This window comes from Nostoc sp. DSM 114161, assembly GCF_052692665.1.
Map to the genome: position 1 here is coordinate 1 of NZ_CP195141.1, position 2,500 is coordinate 2,500.

The following is a 2,500-nucleotide window of genomic DNA, read 5'->3' on the forward strand; positions in this document are numbered from 1 at the left end:
AAAAAAAGGCCAAAAAAAAGTTGTCGAAGTGGTTGACACTCTTAAATTGGTTCGCTATATTGAATAAGTGCCTGAGAGAGCGAAGCGAAAAAGCGACGCCGCCAGGACACCGAACCATGAAAATATTATAGTTTGAAAGCCATTATACAACAAGTGGTCAGCGTCAAGTAAATAAGATAACCAAGCTGAGGTTAAAAAAGCGCAGCTATTGAGCTACAAACGATTCATCAAAACGGAGAGTTTGATCCTGGCTCAGGATGAACGCTGGCGGTATGCTTAACACATGCAAGTCGAACGAACTCTTCGGAGTTAGTGGCGGACGGGTGAGTAACGCGTGAGAATCTAGCTTCAGGTCTGGGACAACCACTGGAAACGGTGGCTAATACCGGATGTGCCGAGAGGTGAAAGGCTTGCTGCCTGAAGATGAGCTCGCGTCCGATTAGCTAGTAGGTGGGGTAAGAGCCTACCTAGGCGACGATCGGTAGCTGGTCTGAGAGGATGACCAGCCACACTGGGACTGAGACACGGCCCAGACTCCTACGGGAGGCAGCAGTGGGGAATTTTCCGCAATGGGCGAAAGCCTGACGGAGCAATACCGCGTGAGGGAGGAAGGCTCTTGGGTTGTAAACCTCTTTTCTCAGGGAAGAACACAATGACGGTACCTGAGGAATCAGCATCGGCTAACTCCGTGCCAGCAGCCGCGGTAATACGGAGGATGCAAGCGTTATCCGGAATGATTGGGCGTAAAGCGTCCGCAGGTGGCTGTGTAAGTCTGCTGTCAAAGAGCGAAGCTCAACTTCGTAAAGGCAGTGGAAACTACACGGCTAGAGTGCGTTCGGGGCAGAGGGAATTCCTGGTGTAGCGGTGAAATGCGTAGAGATCAGGAAGAACACCGGTGGCGAAGGCGCTCTGCTAGGCCGCAACTGACACTGAGGGACGAAAGCTAGGGGAGCGAATGGGATTAGATACCCCAGTAGTCCTAGCTGTAAACGATGGATACTAGGCGTGGCTTGTATCGACCCGAGCCGTGCCGTAGCTAACGCGTTAAGTATCCCGCCTGGGGAGTACGCACGCAAGTGTGAAACTCAAAGGAATTGACGGGGGCCCGCACAAGCGGTGGAGTATGTGGTTTAATTCGATGCAACGCGAAGAACCTTACCAAGGCTTGACATGTCGCGAATCCTGCTGAAAGGCGGGAGTGCCTTCGGGAGCGCGAACACAGGTGGTGCATGGCTGTCGTCAGCTCGTGTCGTGAGATGTTGGGTTAAGTCCCGCAACGAGCGCAACCCTCGTTTTTAGTTGCCAGCATTAAGTTGGGCACTCTAGAGAGACTGCCGGTGACAAACCGGAGGAAGGTGGGGATGACGTCAAGTCAGCATGCCCCTTACGCCTTGGGCTACACACGTACTACAATGCTACGGACAGAGGGCAGCAAGCTAGCGATAGCAAGCTAATCCCATAAACCGTGGCTCAGTTCAGATCGAAGGCTGCAACTCGCCTTCGTGAAGGAGGAATCGCTAGTAATTGCAGGTCAGCATACTGCAGTGAATTCGTTCCCGGGCCTTGTACACACCGCCCGTCACACCATGGAAGCTGGCAACGCCCGAAGTCATTACTCCAACCATTCGTGGGGGAGGATGCCTAAGGCAGTGCTGGTGACTGGGGTGAAGTCGTAACAAGGTAGCCGTACCGGAAGGTGTGGCTGGATCACCTCCTTTATAGGGAGACCTACCCAACTTTGATATCGAGGACACACAGTTAATAGATATAAAGATGGTCATTCCTAGGTCGGTCGCAGACACTTGTTAAAAGCTTTCAAACTATGATTTGGTTCAATTATGGGCTATTAGCTCAGGTGGTTAGAGCGCACCCCTGATAAGGGTGAGGTCCCTGGTTCGAGTCCAGGATGGCCCACCTGAATCAATTAAAAATGTGAAATTAAAAATGTAAGATAAGTTCTTTAATTTTTAATTCTCAATTTTGAATTTTTAATTGTTCGAGGGGGTTTAGCTCAGTTGGTAGAGCGCCTGCTTTGCAAGCAGGATGTCAGCGGTTCGAGTCCGCTAACCTCCACCTTGAGAGCGTGGGAGCTTCAGCTATCAAAACAGAGATAAAATTCAGCAACAAGGCATTTTGCCAGACTGCTGGGTAAAATCTCAGCCAGAACCTTGAAAACTGCATAGGAATGCGAAGCAGGCAGACACAGACATAAATTGTGATTGTAAGTGTTTGCAAAGATAGTGGTCAAGCTAATAAGAGCTGACGGTGGATACCTAGGCACACAGAGGCGAAGAAGGACGTGGTTACCGACGAAATGCTCCGGGGAGTTGGAAGCAAACATTGAGCCGGAGATATCCGAATGGGGCAACCCTAAATACTAGCTGCTGAATATATAGGCAGTCAAGAGCCAACCCAGCGAATTGAAACATCTTAGTAGCTGGAGGAAGAGAAATCAAACAGAGATTCCCTAAGTAGTGGTGAGCGAACGGGGAAAAGCCTA

2 tRNA genes and 2 rRNA genes (1 of these 4 cut by a window edge) are annotated in these 2,500 nt (G+C 50.4%); all 4 read left to right on the forward strand.

What is annotated here, in order from left to right:
• Positions 1–229 precede the first annotated feature (229 nt).
• Positions 230–1,718: ribosomal RNA gene (locus NSTC745_RS00005) — 16S ribosomal RNA — on the forward strand.
• Positions 1,719–1,840: 122 nt separating this feature from the next.
• Positions 1,841–1,914: transfer RNA gene (locus NSTC745_RS00010), tRNA-Ile, on the forward strand.
• A gap of 86 nt (positions 1,915–2,000) precedes the next feature.
• Positions 2,001–2,073, forward strand: a tRNA-Ala gene (locus NSTC745_RS00015).
• A 169-nt stretch (positions 2,074–2,242) separates the two neighbouring features.
• A 23S ribosomal RNA gene (locus NSTC745_RS00020) occupies positions 2,243–2,500 on the forward strand; it runs 2,568 nt beyond the window's last position.
• Together the 16S and 23S rRNA genes with 2 tRNA genes alongside form the textbook arrangement of a ribosomal RNA operon.